Below are 20740 nucleotides of genomic sequence, written 5' to 3'. Positions count from 1 at the left end.
GGCCCCGTTCCGCGTCAGTCTTCCGCGACCGCGGCAGTCGGCGCGTCGGCCTCGGAGGCCGAGTCGGCGGTCGCCTCCGGCTCGTCGACGGGGTCGCGCTCGGCCGGCGGAACCGCTTGGTAGACGGACCGGCGGGCGTCGCGGGGGCACAGCCCCTCCTCGACGAGGCCGACCTCGGTGAGCTTCTCGACCGCGAACCGGACGGTGCGGGTCGAGAGGCGGGTCTCCTCGGCGAGGCCGGTCTGGTCGAACCGGCCCTCCGCGTCGAGCACGTAGTAGACCAGTTTGGCGCTCGGCGGGAGCGGTTCGAGCAGCTCGCGGGTTCCGTCGTCCATACGTTACTTACAGGGGCGAATCGCGCATAACCGTGGCCCGCCTGTGCGCACCCTGCGCACGCCAACCGTCTTTTTATATACTATGATTCAGGGCGGAACTCGAACCGCGCGCCGTCCCTGTCGTCGACCGACAGTTCCCAGCCGTGAGCGGCCGCGATCTCTCGCACGATCGCGAGGCCGAACCCCGTCCCGTCCGGGGTACTCGATCGCCCGTACTCCGTCGCCGCCTCTGGGTCGATGTCGAAACCGCGTCCGTCGTCCGCGACGTAGAAGCCGTCCGGGAGCGATCCGACGGAGACCGTGAGGTCGTCGGCGTCGTCCGAGCCGTGCTCGACGCCGTCGTCGGGCGTTGCCCGACTGCTCGTGGAACCGTGTTCCACGCTGTTCGTAAACAGGTTCTCGAGGAGCGTCCGGAGCCGCTCCGGGTCGGCGTCGACCGCGTCCGTCGCAGCCGACGCGTCGAGCGTGGCGCCCGCCGTGTCGACGGTGCGCCACGCGCGTTCGGCCGCCTCGTCCAGCGGGACGGGCTCGATGTCGTCGACCGTCCGACCGTGCCGCGCCAGCGCGAGGAGGTCGTCTATCAGCTGCGTCATCCGGTCGTGGGCGTCTTCCACCCGATCGAGCTCATCGAGGACCGCCGCGTCGTCGGTCAGCGCCCGAGCCAGGTCCGTCCGGCCGGCCGCGACGTTGAGCGGGTTCCGGAGGTCGTGAGAGACCAGCCCGGCGAACTTCTCCAGCCGGTCTATCTCCCGCTGGAGCGCCGCGTCCCGCTCGCGCAGCTGTTCTGTCCGCTCGGCGTGGTTGAGCGCGACCGTGACGTTCGCGGCGAGGACGCGGGCCAACTGGACGTCCGTCGCGTCGAAGAACTCCGGCTCCCGCGACCCCAACGGCATCACCCCGTGTTCGCCGAGCGGGACGACGAGGAGGCTCCGGTGTTCGCCGTACCCGACCGCGGTGTCGACCGTGTCGAGGTCGTCGACCACGATCGGCTGGCCGGACTCGAACGCCTCCCAGACGCGGCCGTCGCCCGGACCGAACGCGGGGCGGTCGCCGAACGCCGCGGTGGCCTCCTCGCTTATCGCCGTCGGGCGGAGGACGTTCGTCTCCGGCTCGTACAGCCGGACCCCGCTGCTCGGAAACCCGAGGGTGTCGATCGCCGCGCGGGTGGCCACCTCGGCGATCTCCGCCCGCGAGTCGCCGCCGAACATCTCGCGGGTCGTCGCGTGGAGCCGCCGAAGCGTCCGCTCGATGCGTTTCTGGTCGTCGATGTCGGCGTAGACGCTGTAGAGGACCGTCTCGTCCGACTGCTTGACGGGGATGACGTGGAGGATGAAATCGCGAATCCCGTCGACGGTCCGCCGGCGCACTTCGAGCCGCGAGGGCTCGCCGCGTTCGAGGACCGCCTCCGGCTCGAACCGCTCGGCGCTGTCCGGGATGACCTCGTCGCAGACCTCCTCGTACCCGCTGTCGGCGCCGTAGCCGAACGTCTCCCGGAACGCCTCGTTGGCGGCGTCGAGGCGACGGCCGCCCCCGTCGAGGGCGACGGTGCGCACCGCCGGGAGGGGGAGGTCGTGGAACAGCGCCGTCAGCCGATCTCGCTCCCGGCGGAGCGCGTTCTCCGTCTCGATCTGCTCGATGGCGTTGGCCGCGTGGGCCGCCAGCAGCTCCGCGAACTCGACGTCGCGCTCGTCGAACGCGGCGTACCCGTTCGAGACGGCCTGTAACACCCCGTGGGAACCGATAGGGACGCTGATCGCCGACCGGATGTCGTCGGCGACCGGGTCCGCCACCTCCGACCCGGTCCGGCGGTCGGCTCCGACCGACGACCGACCCGGAGACGAGGGGTCCTCCAGTTCGTCCGGGTCCGCTGGGTCGACGCTGAGGTTGTCGACCACCATCGTCTCCTGCTCCGCGACCGTGGTCCCGACGACCCCCTCGCCGATGTCGAACGCCCGGACCTCCTCCTCGCTGACGCTCTCGGAGAGGACAGCCGGGACGACCTTATCGCCGCGGCGGCGGGCGGTGACGCGGCGGTCGAACTCCAAGATGTCCTCGGCCGCGTCGACCGTCCGGTCGAACACCGTCGCAACGTCGGTCACCGATGCCAGCTCCGCCGCGAACTCGTGGATCGCCGTGACCTTCGCGTTCACCTCACGGAGGTCCCGCTCTGCCCGGCGGCGGCCGAGCGCGTTCGCGACGCTGTTCGCGAGCATCTCGTAGCGGTCGCGACCGGCCCCCTTCTGGAGGTAGTCCGTCACCCCAGCGGAGATGGCGTCGCTCGCGATCTCCTCGCTCCCCTTCCCGGTGAACAGCACGAAGGGGAGCCCGGGGTCGACATCGCGGACCGATTCGAGGAACTCGAGCCCATTTGATCCCGGCATGTCGAAGTCGCTGACGACGCAGTCGACGCGGCCGTCGCGGACCACCTCCAGCCCCTCGTCCGGCGACAGCCGCGTCAGCGTCTCGATCCCGTCCACGAGCCGATCGACGTGCGTGGCCGCGAGGTCAGCCGCCCCCGGCTCGTCGTCGACGAACAGGACACATCGGGACGAGTCGGCGTTCGATCCCGGCGCGTCGGACGCGGCCGCTCCGGTCCCCGCAGAGGCGTCGCCGGGTTCAGAATTCATGTGCGTGTGTTTCCCTACCGGTAGTTTTAGCTTTCGCTCCGGATACCGAAATTGAAAAGCCCGCCGACCGCGGGGCCCTTACAGGAAGTCCTCGACGTGGTCGGCGACCTCCTCGGGGGTGTCACCGACGGGGACGCCGGCGTCGTTGAGCGCGTCGATCTTCGACTGCGCGGTGCCGGTGCCGGAGCCGGAGACGATGGCGCCCGCGTGGCCCATGCGCTTGCCCGGCGGCGCGGTGCGCCCGGCGATGAAGCCGGCGACCGGCGTGTCCATGTGCTCGCCGATGAACTTCGCGGCCTGCTCCTCGTCCTCGCCGCCGATCTCGCCGCACATCACGACCGCGTCGGTGTCGGTGTCGGCCTCGAACGCTTCGAGGGCGTCGACGAAGGACGTGCCGATGATCGGGTCGCCCCCGATGCCGATCGCCGTCGACTGGCCGAGCCCGCGCTCGGTGAGGTTGTCGACGACCTGGTAGGTGAGGGTGCCGGATCGAGAGACCAGCCCGACGTTCCCCTCGGAGAAGATGTTACCGGGGAGGATGCCCAGTTTCGCCTCGCCGGGCGTGATGATCCCGGGGCAGTTCGGACCGATGAGACGGGTGTCGGTCTCGCTCAGGCGCTTGTTCACCTTCGCCATGTCCTGCGTCGGGATCCCCTCGGTGATCGCGACCGCGAGGTCGAGGTCAGTGTCCAGCGACTCGAAGATCGCGTCGGCGGCGAACGCCGGCGGCACGAAGATGACGGAGGCGTCCGCGTCCTCGGCCTCGACGGCCTCGTCGACGGTGTCGTAGACGGGGACGCCGTCGACCTCCTGTCCGCCCTTGCCGGGCACCGCGCCGGCGACGACGTTGGTGCCGTACTCGATCATCTGGCCGGCGTGGAACTTCCCCTCCCCGCCGGTGATCCCCTGGACCACCACTCTGGTGTCGTCGTCGACGAAAATGCTCATTGGGTCACCTCCTCCGCGTTCGCGACCGCTCGCTGGACCGCGTCCTCCAGCGTCTTCTCGACCTCGACGAGGTCGGTGTTCAGAATATCCATCCCCTCCTCGGCGTTCGTGCCGGCGAGCCGGACGACCACCTTCTTGGGGATCTCGTCGAACTGCTCTAGGGCCTCGTTGATCCCCTTGGCGACCTCGTCGCCGCGGGTGATCCCGCCGAAGATGTTGAAGACGACGGCGTCGACGTTGTCGTCGGAGAACACCATGTCGAGCGCCTGCGTGACGCGCTCGGCCTTCGCCCCGCCGCCGATGTCGAGGAAGTTCGCGGGCGCGCCGCCGTAGTAGTCGACGAGGTCGAGGGTCGTCATCACGAGCCCGGCGCCGTTGCCGATGATGCCGACGTTCCCGGAGAGGCGGACGTAGTCGAAGCCGTACTCGCCGGCCTTGCGTTCGAGGTCGTCCTCGTAGGACGCCTCGGCCATGTCGGCCAGGTCGGACTGGCGGAACAGCGCGTCTTCGTCGATGTTCATCACGGCGTCCGCGGCGATCACGTCGCGGTCGCCCGTGATCATCACGGGGTTGACCTCGATCTCGGAGGCGTCGTTCTCCTCGTAGAGGTCGTACAGTGTCGAGAGGATCGAGGCCACGTCGAGCGCCACGTCGGCGTCGACGCCGGCCTCGTAGACGACCTTCCGGGCTTGGTACGGGTGGAGGCCGAACGCGGGGTCGACGTGTTCGCGCGCGATCGCGTCGGGGTTCTCCTCGGCGACCTCCTCGATGTTGACGCCGCCCTTGGTCGACACCATCAGGACCGGCTTCCCCTCGCCGCGGTCCATCGTGACGCCGACGTACAGCTCGTCGACGAAGTCGACGCCGGCCTCGACGAGGACCTGATCGACGGTGTATCCCTTCAGGTCCATCCCGAGGATCTCGTCGGCGTACTGCTCGGCCTCCTCGCGGTCCGTCGCGATCTTGATCCCGCCGGCCTTGCCGCGGCCTCCCACGTGGACCTGCGCCTTGATCGCGGCCGGGTACCCGATCTCGTCGACAGCGTCGAGCGCCTCGTCGACGCTCGTCGCGAGCCGGGAGTCCGGAACCGGGATCCCGGCGTCGGCGAAGAGAGACTTCGCTTGATATTCGTGAAGTTTCATCCGTGTGGGATCGGTACCGACACCGGCTTAAATGGTTCCGATTCGGCGCGCCTCCTTTGGCATCGGGCGTCTGCTACCCCCATGGATCCCGCCGAATTCCTCCGGAACGGGACGGTCAGCGTCCCGGCGGAGACGTACGCGGTCTGCCGGACCGACGGCGAACACCCCGGCGCGTTCGCGACTGTCCGGGAGGTCGGTGAGACGACGGTGGTGGTCGACCAGGACGAGGCGGACGCCGTCGCGACCGACGCGGTCGAGCCCGGGTGGAAGCGCCTCACCTTCGAGCCCGAGCTCCCCTTCGAGCTGGTCTGGTTCCTCGCGGCGGTCGCGACGGCGCTCGCCGAGGTCGACGCCTCGGTGTTCGTCGTCTCGTCGTACGCGACCGACCACGTGTTCGTCAAGCGGGACGACCGCGCCGCGCCCGTCCGGCGGCTGGAAGCACTGGGCTGCGAAGTCGCCGACTGAGGTCGCCGAGCGGGCGGCTCAGTCCTCGTCGCCGAGGATGACGCGGTGGGTCATCGCCTCGGGGGCGAGCACCTCGTCGGCCTCCTCCTCGGTTAGGTAGCCGGCCTCGACCGCGGCCTCGCGGACGCTCTTCCCCCCCTTCAGGGCCGTCTTCGCGACCTTGCTGGCCTTATCGTAGCCGATCGCGGGGTTCAGCGCGGTCGCCAGCGCCATCGACTGCTCGACGCGTTCGCGCGCGAACTCCTCGTTCGCCTCTAGCTTCCCGACGAAGCGCTCGCCGAACGTCTCGGCGACGTTCGCGATCAGCTTCGCGGATTCGAGGAAGTTGTGGGCGATGACCGGCTTGTAGAGGTTCAGGTCGATCTCGCCGCGCGCGGCGCCCGCGGAGACGGCGGCGTCGTTGCCGACGACCTGCTTGTGGACCTGGTTGACCGACTCGGCGACGACGGGGTTGATCTTCCCGGGCATGATCGAGGAGCCGGGCTGGTTCTCCGGCTGCTCGACCTCGCCGAGCCCGTTGCGCGGGCCGGAGGCGAGGAGCCGCAGGTCGTTGGCCATCTTGTTGAGGCTACCCGCGATCGTTCGGAGGGCGCCGTGGCCCTCCGCCATCGCGTCGTGGGCGGCCTGCGCCTCGAAGTGGTTCTCCGCCTCGCGGAACTCCGTCCCGGTCTCGTCGGAGATGTACTCCGCGGCCAGCTCCGGGAACTCGGGGTGGGTGTTGAGCCCGGTCCCGACCGCGGTGCCGCCGAGGGCGAGTTCGCGGAGGTTCGACTGGACGGCCTCGGCGCGCTCGATCCCCTTCGAGACCTGCGTCCGGTAGCCGCCGAACTCCTGGCCGAGTCGGATGGGGGTGGCGTCCTGGAGGTGCGTCCGGCCCGTCTTGACGACACCGTCGAATTCGGTCTCCTTGGCCTCCAGCTCGGCGTGGAGCGTCTCCAGCGCGGGCACGAGGTCCTTCTCGACGGCCTCCAGCGCGGCGACGTGCATCGCCGTGGGGATCACGTCGTTCGAGGACTGGCCGTAGTTGACGTGGTCGTTGGGGTGGACGGCCCGGTCGCCGATCTCCGCGCCCACGATCTCGGCGGCGCGGTTGGCGATCACCTCGTTAGCGTTCATGTTCGAGGAGGTGCCGGAGCCGGTCTGGAACACGTCGACCGGGAACTGGTCGTCGTGCTCGCCCGCGATCACCTCGTCGGCGGCGGCGACGATCGCCTCCGCAGTGTCGTCCTCGACGAGCCCGAGGTCGCGGTTGGCCTGCGCGGCCGCCTTCTTGACGACGCCGAGCGCGCGGATGAAGCGCCGGCTCATCCCGATCCCCGAGACGGGGAAGTTCTCGACGGCGCGCTGGGTCTGCGCGCCCCAGTAGGCGTCCGCCGGCACCTGCATCTCGCCGAGGCTGTCCTCCTCCGTGCGGTAGTCGTCTCCCATGCCTCGGCCTTCCCGCGAGACGCTGTAAAAGGTACTGGAAGGCGTCACCCACGTGAAATCGTGCGGTACGGTAGCAACACAATTGCCACCGAGAAACACGACTTTTACGAGGGTTCCGTCGACTGGCCCGATGGGGCGAGCGCCGCCACGAAACCGTCTGTGGCGCCACACTTGAGATGTATCGGCCGCTCTCGGCCGGGAATTTAACTCGACTAAAACCGGTTCAACTCGGGGCGACGGCGTTCCCGTTATATGCCGGTCCGGCGGCAACGGCCGAGCGCCAATGAGCTCGAACGACTCAGCGATCGGAACGGCGCTCGACCGCGACACGGTCCGGTCGACGAGCAGACTGCTGATCGGCGCGCTGGCGGTCGTCGGCGTGCTCTCGCTCGTGACGCTGCTACCGGGGGTGGACCGGCTCGTCCCGTTCGCGCCGGTGACGTTCGCCGCGGTCGCGACGGGCGTCGTCGCGCTCGCGGTGGCCGGAATCCTCCTGTACGCCGCGCCGAAGTTCGCGCTGCTGACGCGCCTGGTGCTCGGCGAGGCCGACGCGGAGGGGGACGCTCGCCCGGACCGGATCGCCGAGAACGCGGGCGGCGTGGTCCACTGGCTCGTCGTCTTCGGGGCGGTGCTCGTCGCGTACCGCGGGCTCGCGGGCGTCGCGGTCCCCGTGTTGAACGGCGCCGCGTGGGCGTACGACGCCGCCTTCCTGTTCGTCGCGCTCGTCCCAGTGGTGTTCCTCGTCGCCCGCCTGACCGTCACGGTCGACCCGCTCGCTGAACTGGTCGCCGACCGCGTCGCGGGCGGCGCCGGCGCCGCAAATGACGACGGTGCCGGCGACGACGACGAGGTCGACGACTCCGCGGCTGAATTCGACGAGCCGACTGCGAGCGAGACCGGCGAGGACGGCTGACCGAAACGCCGACGCCGCACTCCATTATTTAAAAACGAACGGGAGCGTGACGAGCGCCCCGTTGATCCCGAACGCGACCAGCAACAGCAGCCCGAGCGGCGGATCGTCGCCCGGATAGGTCGCGAGCAGCACGAGCGCGCCGACTCCCAGCGCGGCCAGCCCGAGCGTCAGCGCGGCGTCCGACCACCGGTTCCAGGCGTCGTCGAGCGCGGGTTCGAGCCTCGCGAGCGGCCGGTCGGTCTCGGGGTCGTCGCCAGCACGGTCGGATCGGTCAGTCCACGCCGTATCGTCGACCGGCTCGTCGAGCCACGCGTCGCCTTCGGCGGTCCGTTCCGCTGTTCCACGTGAACCCGAATCCCCCCGGCCGAGCAGCCGCCGGATCCCGGAGCGGCCGGCGGCCGCGAACAGCGCCGCGACCGCGACCGCGGCGAGTCCGCCGAGGACGGTCGCAGAGGTGACGCGCGCCTCGACGGCCAGAAAGAGCGCGACGAACGCCAGCAGCGAGACCGCGGCGAGGACCCCGCGGACGGCGCGGACGAGTTCGGATCGCATCAGCGTGGAGGGTGGAAGCGGGAAGTCGGCGGGAACGCGGCGCGGTTTCAGGCCTCGTCGACGGGGAGCAGCCCGGCATCGCGGAGGTCACCGGCGAGCGCACCGTCGCCGTGCTCCACGTACGCTTCGGGCGTGTACGTCTTGATTTCCAACGCGTGGACCGACTGCGTCATGTGATCGCCGACCGCGTCGTACACGCGCTGGTGCTGGTCGACGAGCGATTCGCCCTCGAAGGCCGGCGAGACGACGACGGCCGCGAAGTGGGCGTCCTCGTCCTCGTCGTTGTGGATCCGGGGCGCGGTGACCCGGGCGACCGCGTCGGGGAGGTCCGCCTCTATGAGGTCGGCCACCCTGTCGGGTTCGATCGGCATGGTCCCGCTCGGTTGCGGAGGGGCAAAAGTCGACCGGCCACGTCCGGCGGGGCGAACGCGCTCTGGCAAGGGGAGCGCGCTCAGACGCGGTCGAGCCGCGAGAGCCCGTTCCAGATAGCGTCGACGAGCCGCGACTCGGCGTCGTCACCGGGGGCCGTCTCCTCCCACCCGCGTGCGACGGCGTCCTCCAACACCGCGAGCGAGTGGTTCTCGAAGTTGTTCATGCCGCGGAAGGACTCCAGCGCGTCGCGAGCGTCCTCGCCGAACTCCGCGGTCGGCTCGCCGTCGTAGAAGCCGAGGTCGGCGAGCGCCGACCCGACAGCGACCGCCGTCTCGCCGGCCAGTTCCCGCGTCTCGTCGGGCGCCTCGCGTTCGAGGAGGGTCACGTCGTATATCTTGAACACGCGCTCCAACTCGTCGATCGGCCGCTCGTGGTCGTCGACGCGCACGTCGACCCAGCGGTCGTTCCTGCCGTCGTAGCCGCCCTCGGGCTTCGCGACGTACAGCGCCGCGGACTGCTCGCCGCGCTTGTCGCCACCGGCCTCGTTGCCCGCGTGGAGCGCGGCGATCAACCGTTCCGGGAGCCCCCCGTCGGTCTCCTCGAACGCCGCGGCCATCGCGTCGAGGGTGTCGGCGTTCTCCAAGATGTTCCCCTGAACCGTGTAGTGGTCACCCTGTCGGTCGCCCGCGTGGTCGTGACACTCGTCGCCCGTGAACGCCGCCGGGGGCTCCTCGGGGTCGACGCCGACGATCCCCACCTGCCGCGAGGGCGCCTCGTCGTCGGCGCCCGTGAGCCGGTCGATCGCCTCCGCGGGGGCGTGCCCCTCGCGGAGCAGGTCGAGCCCGTCGGGGCCGTAGGCGACGTTCGCGAAGCTCTGTGTGGCGACCGCGCCCGCGTCGGCGCTGACGAACGGGACGACGGCGCCGACGCCGACGAACTTGGACTGTACCGCGACGCCGACCGCGTCCGTCTCCGGATCGCGCGCGGCGATCGAGAACGTCGAGGGTCGAGGTGGCATACGGAACCGATCGTGGGTGGCGACGAGCATAAATCCGCCCGTCGCGCGAGCCAGAGTCGAGCGCTTCGGGCGGCGTCACGTCGCCACTTCGATCGGCGTCGCCCCCGCCGCCCCGGTTCGCGTCACTCCGCCGCCCAGATTCGCGTCAGTCCGCTAGCTCGGCACAGGTCGGGGCCGCGGCGCCGGTCACGTGGATCCGGTCGGCCTCCACGTCCTCGTAGGCCGCGCCCCACCCGCCGACGGTCCACCGCTCGTTGCCGTCGTCGACGGCGATGGAGGCGATCCCCGTCAGCGCCGTGACGCTCGGGGCCTAGTCAGCGCCGACCGCGGCGTCGGAGAGGTGTTCGGCGTTGACGACCTCGCCGACGAGATCGCGGAGCGCTGGGTCGACCTCGCCGCGGTTCTGAACGCTTATCCCCCCCGACCGACTTCCATCGGGTATGAGCGACGACGACGCCGTCGATGTCGAGTCCGCCGACGACGAGGGCGACGCGGCGAGAGCGAACGGCACGGCGGAGGCGACCGCCGACGGAGCGAGCGGGGAGTCGGCCGCCGGCGACGACGGCGGTGCCCGCGCCGAGAGCGAGGCGCTGGCCGCGGCCGTCGCCGAGCACGACGAGGCGCTCGCCCGCGAGGTGGCGGCGCTGGAGGCGGACCTCGCCGAGACCCGCGAGGCGCTCCGCGAGCGCGACGAGGAGGTCGAAGAGCTGACAAGCAAGCTCGCCCGCGTGAAGGCCGACTTCAGTAACTACAAGGAGCGCGCGAAGCGGAAGCAGGAGGACATCCGGGAGCGCGCCTCGGAGGCGCTCGTCGAGCGGCTCACGCCGGTCCGGAACGACCTGCTGCGCGCGCTCGACCAAGACGAGGGGAGCGACCTCCGCCCCGGCGTCGAGTCGACGCTGGAGAAGTTCGACGACGTGCTCGCCGAGGAGGGCGTCGAGGCGATCGACCCCGAGCCGGGCGAGGAGGTCGACCCTGCGCGCCATCAGGTGATGCTCCGCGTCGATAGCAAGCGCCCGGAGGGGACCGTCCACGAGGTGTACGAGCCCGGCTACGAGATGGGCGACCGCGTCCTGAGCGAGGCGAAGGTGACCGTCAGCACCGGCGACGGCGAGTAGCGCGGCCCGCTTTTCACGACCGCACCGTCGCCCCGTAGGCCTCCGCCAGCTCGTCGAGGCCCGCCTCCGGCTCGGCGGCGTGGGGGACCGATAGCGGCGAGACGGACACCTCGCCGTCCACGACGGCGCGCCGGTCGGTGCCGACGGGGTCCGGGACGTCGTCGTCGTTCATCAGGCCCCAGATCGGATCGGAGAACCCGACGCGACCGTCCCCGTTCCGTTCCGCGCGCAGCCCGTACCACGTCGAGGGGGTCGTGACGCGGAGCGGCGCGCGGTCCTCGTCCGCGATCGGCGCGTTGACGTTGAGGTAGTCCGCGCGGTCGAACACGCCCGCCTCGACCGCCTCGTCGACGAGGAACCGCGTCGCCCGGGCCGCGTGCGCGAAGTCGGCGCCCTCGAACTCGCGTTTCCACCAATCGTCGCCGCCGGGCACGTACATCGAGGCCGCCACCGCGGGCACGTCGAAGAACGCCGCCTCGACCGCCGCCGAGACGGTCCCCGACCGCCCGAGCGTGTACGCCCCGAGGTTCGCGCCCTCGTTACAGCCCGCGACGACCGCGTCGACCTCCGGGACAAGCTCGTCGAGCCCCGCGACGACGCAGTCGACGGGGGTGCCGTCGACGACGTATCCGAGTTCGTGGTCCTCGACGGCCACGTCCTCGGAGAGCAGACGGCCGACGGACGACTGGTCGGCCGCGGGCGCGACGACGGTCACCGCGTACTCCTCGGCAAGCGCGTCGTACAGCGCGCGCAGTCCCGCGGCGTCGACGCCGTCGTCGTTGGTCAGGAGGATCCGGTCCACGCTCATACCAGTATCAGGGGCGAGTCGGGCAAAAGTCCACCGTCGGTCGGGGCCGCGGCGGTCGGCGAACCGACGGTTCGGGAGGGCCGCACCGAACGGAAAAGCACACGTATCGCCGGACCGACGCGTCGGTATGGGATTCGGGGACACCGCGAAGAAGATCCAGACGCTCGCCGACCGCGCGGAGCGCACCTACAAGAAGATCAGCGAGCTCCGCGACGAGGTCGACGAGACGCAGGAGACGGTGATAGACACCTCTGAGCGCGTCAAGACGCTCGAAAACGAGATGGCCGAGCAGCGGGCCGTCCTCGACGCCGTCGCCGAGGAGGTCGGCGTCGACCTCGAACGGGTGAGCACCGAGGCACACATCACCGACGCGGAGGAGGAAGGGACCGCGAGCGACGGCGGCGACGCGGACGACGACGCCGTGTAAACCGCTGCCGCGTAGCCCCCCGGTCAGTCGTCGCTCGCGGCCGGGTCCGACCGCGAGACGACCTCGGCCGGGACCCCCGCGACGGTCGCGCCCGGCGGCACGTCCTCCGCGACGAGCGAGTTCGCGGCGACGCGCGCGCCCTCACCGATCGTGACGCCGGGGAGTACGACCGCCCCGGCGCCGATCATCGCCTGCTCCTCGACGACAACGTCGCCGAGCCGGTACTCCTCGTGGAGGAACTCGTGACACAGCAGCGTGGCGTCGTACCCGATTATCGCGTCGTCGTCGACCCGGATCCGCTCCGGCCAGAACACGTCCGGTGTCGACTCCAGTCCCCACGAGACGCCCTCCCCGACCGCGACGCCGATCCGCCGGAGCAGCCAGTTCTTCAGCCGGAGGCTCGGGCAGATCCGCGCGAGGACGATGACGACGTAGTTGCGGACGACCGCGAGCGGCGACTTCGCGTCCGGCCACGACCACAGGGAGTTCCGGACGCCAGGCGTCGGGAACCTGTCGAGGCGGTCGCTTCGGGACAAATCCTCGCGCGTCGCGTCTGGGTCGTCGTCTGTCACGTCACGCCGTTCGGACGGGGAGGATAAAAGGGTCGCTCCGGGCCGCCGACCCGCCGACCGAGCGGCCGGGCCGGTTCAGGGTCGCAGTTCGTCCATGTGGTCGATCCGGCGCTGGACGAGGTCGGCGGTCCCGATGTCGTGGCGGATGCGGACGCGGTCGCCCGCGGCGGCCAGGGCGTCCTCCGCTTGCGCCTCGGCGGCCGCGATCGAGTCACCGCGGCCGACGACGGCGAACGCCCGCGAGGTGGTGGTGTACAGCCCGCCGTCGCGCTCGTCGACGCTGGCGTAGTAGAGGAGCGCGTCCCCCGCGCTCTCCTCGTCGACCGCGATCGCCGCGCCCGCGTCAGGGTCGGTCGGGTAGCCGTCGGGGACCGCGTACTTACAGACGGTCGCCTCGCCGGAGAAGTCGAGCTCCGGGAGCGCGTCGCCGTCGCGAGCGGCGGCGAGCACGTCGACGAACGGCGTGTCGAGGATGGGCAGCGTGTTCATCGCCTCGGGGTCGCCGAACCGCGCGTTGAATTCGACGACCTTCGGCCCCTCGTCGGTGAGCATGAACTGTCCGTAGAGGACGCCCTTGTAGTCGGGGAGCGCGTCGACGACGGCCTCCAGCACGTCGACCGCGGCCTCGTAGTCGCCCTCGGCCATGAACGGGAGCGAGCGGCCGGTGTCGGTGTACGACCCCATCCCGCCGGTGTTCGGCCCCTCATCGCCCTCGTAGGCGCGCTTGTGATCCTGGACCGCGGGGGTCGTCCGCACGTCTCTGTTCGCGACGAACGCCTGAACCGTGAACTCCTCGCCGACGAGCCGCTCCTCGAGGACGACGCGGTCGTAGTCGGAGTCGCGGAGGTACGCCTTGGCCTCCGCCGCCGTCACTTGGTCGCCGATCACTTTCACGCCCTTGCCACCGGTAAGCCCGGCGGGCTTGACCGCGAGGTCGCCGTCGTACTCGTCGATGTGCTGGCAGGCCGCCTCGGTGTCGTCGAACACGGCGTAGTCCGGGCAGCCGGGGATCGCGTTCCGCTCCATGAACTCCCGCTGGTACGCCTTGTCCGTCTCCAGGCGGGCCTCCGCGGCCCGCGGACCGAACGCGTAGACGCCGGCGTCGTCGAGGGCGTCCGCGACGCCGGCCTCCAGCGCCGACTCCGGGCCGATGACCGCAAGGTCCGCGCCGACCGCGGTCGCGTACTCGGCGACGGCCTCGGCGTCGGTCTCGTCGATCGACTCGAACCCGTCCGCGAGGCGCCGGATCCCCGGGTTCCGGACGCTCGCGCAGGCGTACAGCGCGCAGTCGTCAGCCACCGCTCGGGCGAGCGCGTGTTCGCGGCCGCCGCCCCCCACAAGCAGCACGGTCTCCGTCATGCCCGACGGGTGACCGCACGGTAGTGTAAACCTTACTCTCTCCGCGGCCCGATATGTGCTTGTTCGTGGATGCCCGCGTCGCGGGCGGCGGCGCTCGGCGCGCCCCGGACGCCTTTTGTCGCGCCGGGCCGAACCGGGCCCATGTCACAGCCGACCGAGCGGAACCGCCTCGACGGGGAGGCGAGTCCCTACCTCCGACAGCACGCCGACAACCCCGTCAACTGGCAGCCGTGGGGCGACGCGGCGTTCGAGCGCGCCCGCGAGCACGACGCGCCGGTGTTCGTTTCCATCGGCTACTCCTCGTGTCACTGGTGTCACGTCATGGCCGAGGAGAGCTTCGAGGACGAGTCGGTCGCGGCGGTCGTGAACGACTCGTTCGTCCCGATCAAGGTCGACCGCGAGGAGCGCCCGGACGTCGACAGCACGTTCATGACCGTCTCCCAGCTCGTCACCGGCGGGGGCGGGTGGCCGCTCTCGGCGTGGTGTACGCCCGAGGGGAAGCCGTTCTACGTCGGGACGTACTTCCCGCCCGAGCCACGGCGGAACCAGCCCGGGTTCCGCGAGCTCTGCGAGCGCATCGCCGACTCGTGGAGCGACCCCGAGCAGCGCGAGGAGATGGAGCGGCGCGCCGACCAGTGGGCCGAGGGCGCGCGCGACGAGCTGGAGTCGGTGCCGACGCCGGAACCGCCGGCTTCGGAGGAGGGGGGCGCCTCGCCGCCCGGCGACGACCTGCTCGACACGGCCGCGGCGGCCGCGCTGCGCGGCTACGACGAGGAACACGGCGGCTTCGGGAGCGGCGGCGCGAAGTTCCCGATGCCGGGCCGGATCGACCTCCTGATGCGGGCGTACGCCGGCCGCGGCCGCGACGCGCTCCTGTCGGCCGCGACCGGAACCCTCGACGGGATGGCTGACGGGGGGATGTACGATCAGATCGGCGGCGGGTTCCACCGCTACGCGGTCGACCGCGAGTGGACCGTCCCCCACTTCGAGAAGATGCTGTACGACAACGCCGAACTACCGATGGTCTACCTCGACGGCTACCGGCTCACCGGCGACCCGAGGTACGCTCGCGTCGCGAGCGAGTCGCTAGCGTTCCTCGACCGCGAGCTGCGACACGAGGGCGGCGCCTTCTTCAGCACGCTCGACGCGCGGAGCCGACAGCCCGCGAGCCGCCGGGACGACGGGGATGCGAGCCGCGGAGACGGCGAGGGCGCGAGCGACGGCGAGGACGTGGAGGGCGCCTTCTACGTCTGGACGCCCGAGGAGGTGGACGCCGTCCTCAACGAGCCGGCGGCGTCGCTGGCGAAGGAGCGGTACGGGATCCGGCCCGGCGGGAACTTCGAGCGCGGCACGACGGTCCCGACGGTCGCGGCGTCGGTCGCGGAGCTGGCCGCGGACCGCGATCAGTCGCCCGAGGCGGTCCGCGAGACGCTGACCGAGGCGCGCACGGCGCTGTTCGACGCCCGCGAGTCGCGACCGCGGCCCGCCCGCGACGAGAAGGTGCTAGCGGCGTGGAACGGGCGTGCGATCTCGGCGTTCGCGCGGGCCGGGGACACTCTCGGCGAGCCGTACGCCGAGAGCGCCCGCGAGGCACTCGACTTCTGCCGCGACCGGCTCTACGACCCCGACGCCGAGACCGGCGCGCTCGCCCGGCGCTGGCTCGACGGCGACGTGCGCGGGCCGGGGTACCTTGACGACTACGCGTTCCTCGCCCGCGGCGCGCTCGACACCTACGCCGCGACCGGCGACCCGGAGGCGCTCGGATTCGCCTTAGATCTGGCCGACGCGCTCGTCGCGGAGTTCTACGACGCGGACGACGATACGATATACTTCACGCGCGACCTCGACGGGGACGGGACCGGCGGGGCGGGAGAGCGCGCCGACGCGGGCCCGCTCATCGCCCGGCCGCAGGAGTTCACCGACCGGTCGACGCCGTCGAGCCTCGGCGTCGCGGCCGAGACGCTCGCGCTCCTCGACGGGTTCCGGACCGGCGGGGAGTTCCGGGAGATCGCCGAGCGCGTCGTGACGACCCACGCCGACCGGATCCGCGGCGGTCCGCTCGAACACGCCTCGCTCGTCCGGGCCGCGGACCTCGTCGAGACCGGGGGGATCGAGGTGACGGTCGCCGCCGACGAGGTGCCGGACGAGTGGCGCGAGACGGTCGGCGAGCGGTACCTGCCGGGCGCGCTCGTCGCGCCGCGCCCGGCCACGGACGCGGGGCTTGACGAGTGGCTCGACCGCCTTGACATGGTCGAGGCCCCGCCGATCTGGGCGGGCCGGGACGCGACCGACGGCGAGCCGACCGCCTACGTCTGCGAGGGGTTCGCCTGCTCGCCGCCCCGGACCGACCTCGACGCGGCGCTCGCGTGGCTCGGCAGCGACGAGTGATCCGCGAACCGGTCGGGAGCCGGAACCGTTTAGCCGTCTCGGGACGGTGATTACGGGCGTGTACGACTTCGTCGTCGTCGGAGCGGGGCCGGCCGGGTCGCGGTTCGCGCGCCGGGCCGCCGAGGCGGGACGCGAGGTCCTCCTGCTGGAGTCGGGGACCGTCGGCGAACCGCTGGCCTGCTCCGGCCACGTCTCGACGGACCTCTGGGAGTACGTCGACGACGGGGCGGTAGACCGGCTCCGGCAGAACCGAGTGTTCGGCGCGCGGTTCCACGTCGGCGGGCCGGAGTCGGCCCCCTATCCGTTCTACAAGCGGGAGCCCGTGTCGAACGTGATCGACCGGGTCGGCCTCGATCGGACCTTGGCGGACCTCGCCGAGGACGCGGGCGCGGACCTCCGGGAGGGCCACACCGTCGTCTCGGTCGACGAGCGCGGCGACCGCGTCGTCGTCGAGGCTAGCCTCGCGGACGGCGCCACCGAGCGCTTCGAGGCGCGCATGGTCGCCGGGTGCGACGGTCCGACCTCGCGGGTGCGCCGCGCGCTCGACCTCCCGGAGCCGGACGAACTGCTCCACGGCGTCCTCGCGTTCGACGACGCGGCGGACGCGGGCGACTACGTCGACGTCCACCTCACCGCGCCGACGTTCTTCGCGTGGCGGATCCCCCGCGGCGACGCCGGCGTCGAGTACGGGCTCGCGGCGCCGCCGAGCGAGGACGTGTCGGCGGGCTTCGACCGGCTCACGGACGCGTACGGCGCGACGACGGACCGTCGCTGCTCGGGCGCGATCCCCGTGGGACCGCCGGCGCGGACGACGAGCGACCGCGGCTTCCTGATCGGCGACGCCGCCGCGCAGACGAAGCCGTTCACCGGAGGCGGAATCTTATACGGGATGCGCGCGGCCGACGTCGCCGCGGCGGCGATCGACCCGCGCGACCCGGCGACGCTCGCCGACTACGAGTCGCAGTGGCGCGAGGAGCTGTCGACGGAGATCCGGCTCGGGAAGGCGATACGGCGGTGCTACTCGCTGCCGGAGCCGGTCCAGCGGGTCGGGCTGCGGGCGCTCTCGGGCGAGATCGGCGTCCACATGGACGAGCCGTCCTCGTTCTTCTCGCCGTCGAACCTCCGGGCGCTGTTCTCGCGGGCCGAGCCGCCCGAGGAAGGCCGCGTAGAGAGAGACGCGTGACGGCGGCCTCGAAGGGTCTCGCGACCTCGCAGCGCGGCGCTACTCCTCGACGACGTTCGCGAACGAGACGTTCTCCCGGACGCTCGTGATCTCGACGGTCGGCTCCTCGCCGGGCTCGGCGTCGGGGACGATGACGACGTAACCGCGTTCGATCTTCGCGATCCCGTCGCCCTTGTCGCCCAGCGTCTCGATCGTCACCTCGCGGACCTCTCCCTCCGAGACGGGCGGGTCGGGTTGGACGGCCCCGGCGGCCCCGCGAGAGGTGGGTCGATCGCCCCCGTCGGACGGGGGGCCGCTGGCGTCGGCGTCGGCGTCGGGAACGGACGACGCGGCGCCGTCGTCGGCCGCCGCCGACGGCTCGCCGTCGGAGCGGTCGAGGACGGCGATCCGGTACGTCTCGCCGACGCTGACGCTTCCGTGTTCGATCTCCGACGCGGGGACGGTGACGACGTAGTCGTCGCCGCGGGACTCGACCCGACCCGTGTACAGACACGCGAGAGAATCCGTGATTTCGACCATGCCCACCCGTTGCGCGCACGGGGATGAAAAGCCACCTGTTCAGGCGTCCCACGCCCGATGGTAAACGTTTACCCTGTTCCGAATAAATCGGGGGGTATGAGCCGGAACTACGAGTCGCTCCACGACCCGAACGCGGAGTACACGATGCGGGAGCTCTCCGCCGAGACGATGGGGACCACGGGGACGCGCGGCGGCGATCGCAACGTCGAGATCACGGACGTCCAGACGACGATGGTCGACGGGAACTTCCCGTGGACGCTCGTCCGCGTCTACACCGACGCAGGCGTGGTCGGCACCGGCGAAGCGTACTGGGGCGCCGGCGTCCCGGAGCTGATCGAGCGCATGAAGCCGTTCGTGATCGGCGAGAACCCGCTCGACATCGACCGCCTCTACGAGCACCTGATCCAGAAGATGTCCGGCGAGGGCTCCGTCGAGGGCGTCACGGTCACGGCCATCTCCGGCATCGAAGTCGCGCTCCACGACCTCGCCGGCAAGATTCTCGACGTGCCCGCCTACCAGCTGCTCGGGGGGAAGTACCGCGACGAGATGCGCGTCTACTGCGACTGTCACACCGAGGACGAGGCGGACCCCGAGGCCTGCGCCGACGAGGCCGAGCGCGTCGTCGACGAACTCGGCTACGACGCGCTGAAGTTCGACCTCGACGTCCCCTCGGGCCACGAGAAGGACCGCGCGAACCGCCACCTCCGCCCCGGCGAAATCCGCCACAAGGCGGAGATCGTCGAGAAGGTCACCGAGCGCGTGAAGGACAAGGCGGACGTCTCCTTTGACTGCCACTGGACGTTCTCGGGCGGCTCCGCGAAGCGCCTCGCGGACGCCATCGAGGAGTACGACGTGTGGTGGCTCGAAGACCCCGTCCCGCCGGAGAACCTCGAAGTCCAGGAGGAAGTCACGAAGAACACGGTCACGCCGATCGCGGTCGGCGAAAACCGCTACCGCGTCACCGAGCTCCGCCGGCTCATCGAGAACCAGGCGGTCGACATCGTCGCGCCCGACCTGCCGAAGGTCGGCGGCATGCGCGAGACCCGCAAGATCGCCGACATCGCGAACCAGTACTACGTGCCGGTCGCGATGCACAACGTCGCCTCGCCGGTCGCGACGATGGCCGCGGCGCACGTCGGCGCCGCCATCCCGAACTCGCTCGCCATCGAGTACCACTCCTACGAGCTCGGCTGGTGGGAGGACCTCGTCGAGGAGAGTGTGATCGAGGACGGGTACATCGAGGTGCCGGAAGAGCCGGGCCTCGGCGTCACGCTCGACATGGACGCCGTCGAGGACCACATGGTCGAGGGCGAGACGTTGTTCGACGAAGCGTAAGCCGAAGTCGAACTCGATAGGAGAGCGGAGCGAGCCTATCGGTGTTCGACGAAGCGTAAGCCGAAGTCGAACTCGATAGGAGAGCGGAGCGAGCCTATCGGTGTTCGACGAAGCGTAGCTTCGTCGGGCGAGCGAATCTCCGATTCCCGTCGTCCGATCCGGCGTAAGCCGGGGCGAGCCAGCAGCGCGAAGCGCTGCGCTGTTTGACGAGGCGTAAGCCGAAATCAAACGAGGAAATAGCTGCGTTTTCGAAGGTCGCTCTCTCGAGGGCGTGAGCGACCGCGTCAGGCGTCCGCGACGATCCGGTCGAGGGGGACCGGCTCCAGCCCGCGACGGTCGAGTTCCGTCTCGATCTCTTGTACCCGGGGATCGATCACGTCGGGCTCGTGGCTGTCGGTCCCGACGCTCACGTCGACGCCGGCGTCGACGAGGCGGTCGAGGAAGGCGGGGGCCGGGTGGAACTCGCCGTAGCCGTCGAGCAGCCGCCCGGCGTTGATCTCCGGGACGGTCCGCGAGTCGCGGAACGCCTCGGCGACCGCGGCGTAGTGGTCCTCGGTCGCGAACCCGCGGAGGTGGGGGTTGCGCTCGACCAAGTCCGGGTGCGCGGCGATCGCGAACAGCTCCGACTCGACCAGGGCGACCAGCTTCTCGAAGTACCGGTCGACGAGTTCGCGGCGCTCCGCCTCGGGCTTGTCGGCGAAGTGCGAGCGCGTGTGGACGTTGACGCCGTCGAGGTCGTGGACGCTGCCGACGGCGTAATCGAAGTCCGCCTCGTCGAGGAACTCGGCGATCGCGTCCGCGTGTTCGGGGTCGTAGTCCATCTCCGCCGCGTCGAACACGTCGACGTCGACGTCGTCGCGGACCGACTCGATCGCGTCGCGGCGCCGCTCGTAGGTCAGGTCGAGGTTGAACCCGAACGCGCGCTTGTGCTCCCGCGCGTTCGGCGCCGGCGAGACGTTACAGTGGTCTGCGAGCCCGATCCCGTCGAGCCCGGCGTCCGCGGCGGCCTCGACCATCCACCGGAGGAACGCCCCGTCCGAGTAGTTCGTGTGGGCGTGGTAGTCGTACACGACGGCAGTTCGTCTCGGGTGGACTCGAATGTTCGGGTCGCGTGCGAACGGCTGGCGTGCGGAGGCCCGTCAAGCGCGCGTCGCCCGACCGACGGGAGCGAAGCCAGCAATATAATCCGGGAAACAAGTTGAAAGTTCATTTAGATAATTTTTTGATACTT

General features: G+C 70.8%; 21 protein-coding genes. 7 read left to right on the top strand and 14 right to left on the bottom strand.

The features are described 5' to 3' along the window. Positions 1-14: 14 nt before the first annotated feature. The 4 genes from B9H04_RS04875 to sucC all read right to left on the bottom strand — a co-directional run bounded on the left by B9H04_RS04875 (position 15) and on the right by sucC (position 5052). Positions 15-335: a helix-turn-helix domain-containing protein gene (locus B9H04_RS04875; RefSeq protein ID WP_049929458.1), complete on the bottom strand. Its 321-nt coding sequence runs from the start codon at positions 333-335 to the stop codon at positions 15-17. Between the two features lie 80 nt (positions 336-415). Further along, complete coding sequence (locus B9H04_RS04870; protein ID WP_049929457.1) at positions 416-2962, bottom strand: hybrid sensor histidine kinase/response regulator; 2547 nt, start codon at positions 2960-2962, stop codon at positions 416-418. A gap of 78 nt (positions 2963-3040) precedes the next feature. Next, the gene (sucD, locus tag B9H04_RS04865; RefSeq protein WP_049929456.1) at positions 3041-3910 is read right to left on the bottom strand and encodes a succinate--CoA ligase subunit alpha; all 870 of its coding nucleotides are present in this window, start codon (positions 3908-3910) and stop codon (positions 3041-3043) included. After that, on the bottom strand, positions 3907-5052 hold the full coding sequence (gene sucC, locus B9H04_RS04860; RefSeq protein ID WP_049929455.1) for an ADP-forming succinate--CoA ligase subunit beta: 1146 nt from the start codon (positions 5050-5052) through the stop codon (positions 3907-3909). Before sucC ends, sucD begins: the two co-directional genes overlap by 4 nt. A gap of 81 nt (positions 5053-5133) precedes the next feature. Between sucC and B9H04_RS04855 the strand changes: the two genes are divergently transcribed. Continuing rightward, entirely contained in the window at positions 5134-5517 is a 384-nt protein-coding gene (locus B9H04_RS04855; RefSeq protein WP_049929454.1) for an ACT domain-containing protein, read from the top strand. A gap of 18 nt (positions 5518-5535) precedes the next feature. Here the strand turns inward: B9H04_RS04855 and B9H04_RS04850 are convergent, their stop codons facing one another. Then, a complete protein-coding gene (locus B9H04_RS04850) occupies positions 5536-6945 on the bottom strand; it encodes a class II fumarate hydratase (RefSeq protein ID WP_049929453.1) in 1410 nt (469 codons plus the stop codon). Between the two features lie 283 nt (positions 6946-7228). Here B9H04_RS04850 and B9H04_RS04845 point away from each other — a divergent pair, with 283 nt between their 5' ends. Continuing rightward, complete coding sequence (locus B9H04_RS04845; RefSeq protein ID WP_049929452.1) at positions 7229-7858, top strand: hypothetical protein; 630 nt, start codon at positions 7229-7231, stop codon at positions 7856-7858. Positions 7859-7882: 24 nt separating this feature from the next. Here the strand turns inward: B9H04_RS04845 and B9H04_RS04840 are convergent, their stop codons facing one another. The 4 genes from B9H04_RS04840 to B9H04_RS19085 form a co-directional block, all read right to left on the bottom strand. Beyond that, complete coding sequence (locus tag B9H04_RS04840) at positions 7883-8410, bottom strand: hypothetical protein (RefSeq protein WP_049929451.1); 528 nt, start codon at positions 8408-8410, stop codon at positions 7883-7885. 47 nt (positions 8411-8457) lie between these two features. Next, on the bottom strand, positions 8458-8781 hold the full coding sequence (locus tag B9H04_RS04835; RefSeq protein ID WP_049929450.1) for a BolA family protein: 324 nt from the start codon (positions 8779-8781) through the stop codon (positions 8458-8460). A gap of 80 nt (positions 8782-8861) precedes the next feature. After that, positions 8862-9800, bottom strand: a complete 939-nt coding sequence (locus B9H04_RS04830) for a DUF1028 domain-containing protein (protein ID WP_049929449.1) — start codon at positions 9798-9800, stop codon at positions 8862-8864. Between the two features lie 145 nt (positions 9801-9945). Continuing rightward, positions 9946-10083 (bottom strand): TrmB family transcriptional regulator sugar-binding domain-containing protein, encoded by a 138-nt coding sequence (locus tag B9H04_RS19085; protein WP_276325166.1) that lies wholly within the window; start codon positions 10081-10083, stop codon positions 9946-9948. A 157-nt stretch (positions 10084-10240) separates the two neighbouring features. Here B9H04_RS19085 and B9H04_RS04820 point away from each other — a divergent pair, with 157 nt between their 5' ends. Next, complete coding sequence (locus B9H04_RS04820; protein ID WP_049929448.1) at positions 10241-10918, top strand: nucleotide exchange factor GrpE; 678 nt, start codon at positions 10241-10243, stop codon at positions 10916-10918. A 13-nt stretch (positions 10919-10931) separates the two neighbouring features. On the opposite strand, the gene surE is transcribed toward B9H04_RS04820, so the two are convergent. Next, positions 10932-11726, bottom strand: coding sequence for a 5'/3'-nucleotidase SurE (gene surE / locus B9H04_RS04815; RefSeq protein ID WP_085682494.1), 795 nt, complete (start codon positions 11724-11726; stop codon positions 10932-10934). Between the two features lie 127 nt (positions 11727-11853). Here surE and B9H04_RS04810 point away from each other — a divergent pair, with 127 nt between their 5' ends. Further along, a complete protein-coding gene (locus tag B9H04_RS04810; RefSeq protein ID WP_049929446.1) occupies positions 11854-12153 on the top strand; it encodes a DUF5798 family protein in 300 nt (99 codons plus the stop codon). Positions 12154-12176: 23 nt separating this feature from the next. Here the strand turns inward: B9H04_RS04810 and B9H04_RS04805 are convergent, their stop codons facing one another. Further along, the gene (locus tag B9H04_RS04805) at positions 12177-12725 is read right to left on the bottom strand and encodes an acyltransferase (RefSeq protein WP_049929445.1); all 549 of its coding nucleotides are present in this window, start codon (positions 12723-12725) and stop codon (positions 12177-12179) included. A gap of 75 nt (positions 12726-12800) precedes the next feature. Further along, positions 12801-14084, bottom strand: a complete 1284-nt coding sequence (purD, locus tag B9H04_RS04800) for a phosphoribosylamine--glycine ligase (RefSeq protein WP_049929444.1) — start codon at positions 14082-14084, stop codon at positions 12801-12803. Between the two features lie 141 nt (positions 14085-14225). On the opposite strand from purD, the gene B9H04_RS04795 reads away from it, so the two are divergent. Further along, a complete protein-coding gene (locus B9H04_RS04795; RefSeq protein WP_085682493.1) occupies positions 14226-16472 on the top strand; it encodes a thioredoxin domain-containing protein in 2247 nt (748 codons plus the stop codon). 58 nt (positions 16473-16530) lie between these two features. Then, positions 16531-17655, top strand: coding sequence for a geranylgeranyl reductase family protein (locus tag B9H04_RS04790; protein WP_049929442.1), 1125 nt, complete (start codon positions 16531-16533; stop codon positions 17653-17655). Positions 17656-17694: 39 nt separating this feature from the next. On the opposite strand, the gene B9H04_RS04785 is transcribed toward B9H04_RS04790, so the two are convergent. Beyond that, on the bottom strand, positions 17695-18174 hold the full coding sequence (locus B9H04_RS04785; protein ID WP_049929441.1) for a TRAM domain-containing protein: 480 nt from the start codon (positions 18172-18174) through the stop codon (positions 17695-17697). A 96-nt stretch (positions 18175-18270) separates the two neighbouring features. Here B9H04_RS04785 and B9H04_RS04780 point away from each other — a divergent pair, with 96 nt between their 5' ends. Further along, complete coding sequence (locus B9H04_RS04780) at positions 18271-19509, top strand: mandelate racemase/muconate lactonizing enzyme family protein (protein WP_049929440.1); 1239 nt, start codon at positions 18271-18273, stop codon at positions 19507-19509. 284 nt (positions 19510-19793) lie between these two features. Here the strand turns inward: B9H04_RS04780 and B9H04_RS04775 are convergent, their stop codons facing one another. Continuing rightward, a complete protein-coding gene (locus B9H04_RS04775) occupies positions 19794-20579 on the bottom strand; it encodes a PHP domain-containing protein (RefSeq protein ID WP_049929439.1) in 786 nt (261 codons plus the stop codon). Positions 20580-20740 lie beyond the last annotated feature (161 nt).

Source organism: Halorubrum ezzemoulense DSM 17463, assembly GCF_002114285.1.
GTDB classification, from domain to species: domain Archaea; phylum Halobacteriota; class Halobacteria; order Halobacteriales; family Haloferacaceae; genus Halorubrum; species Halorubrum ezzemoulense.
The sequence above is the reverse complement of the archived record's forward strand: the minus strand, read 5'-3'. Positions and strand labels throughout refer to the sequence as shown.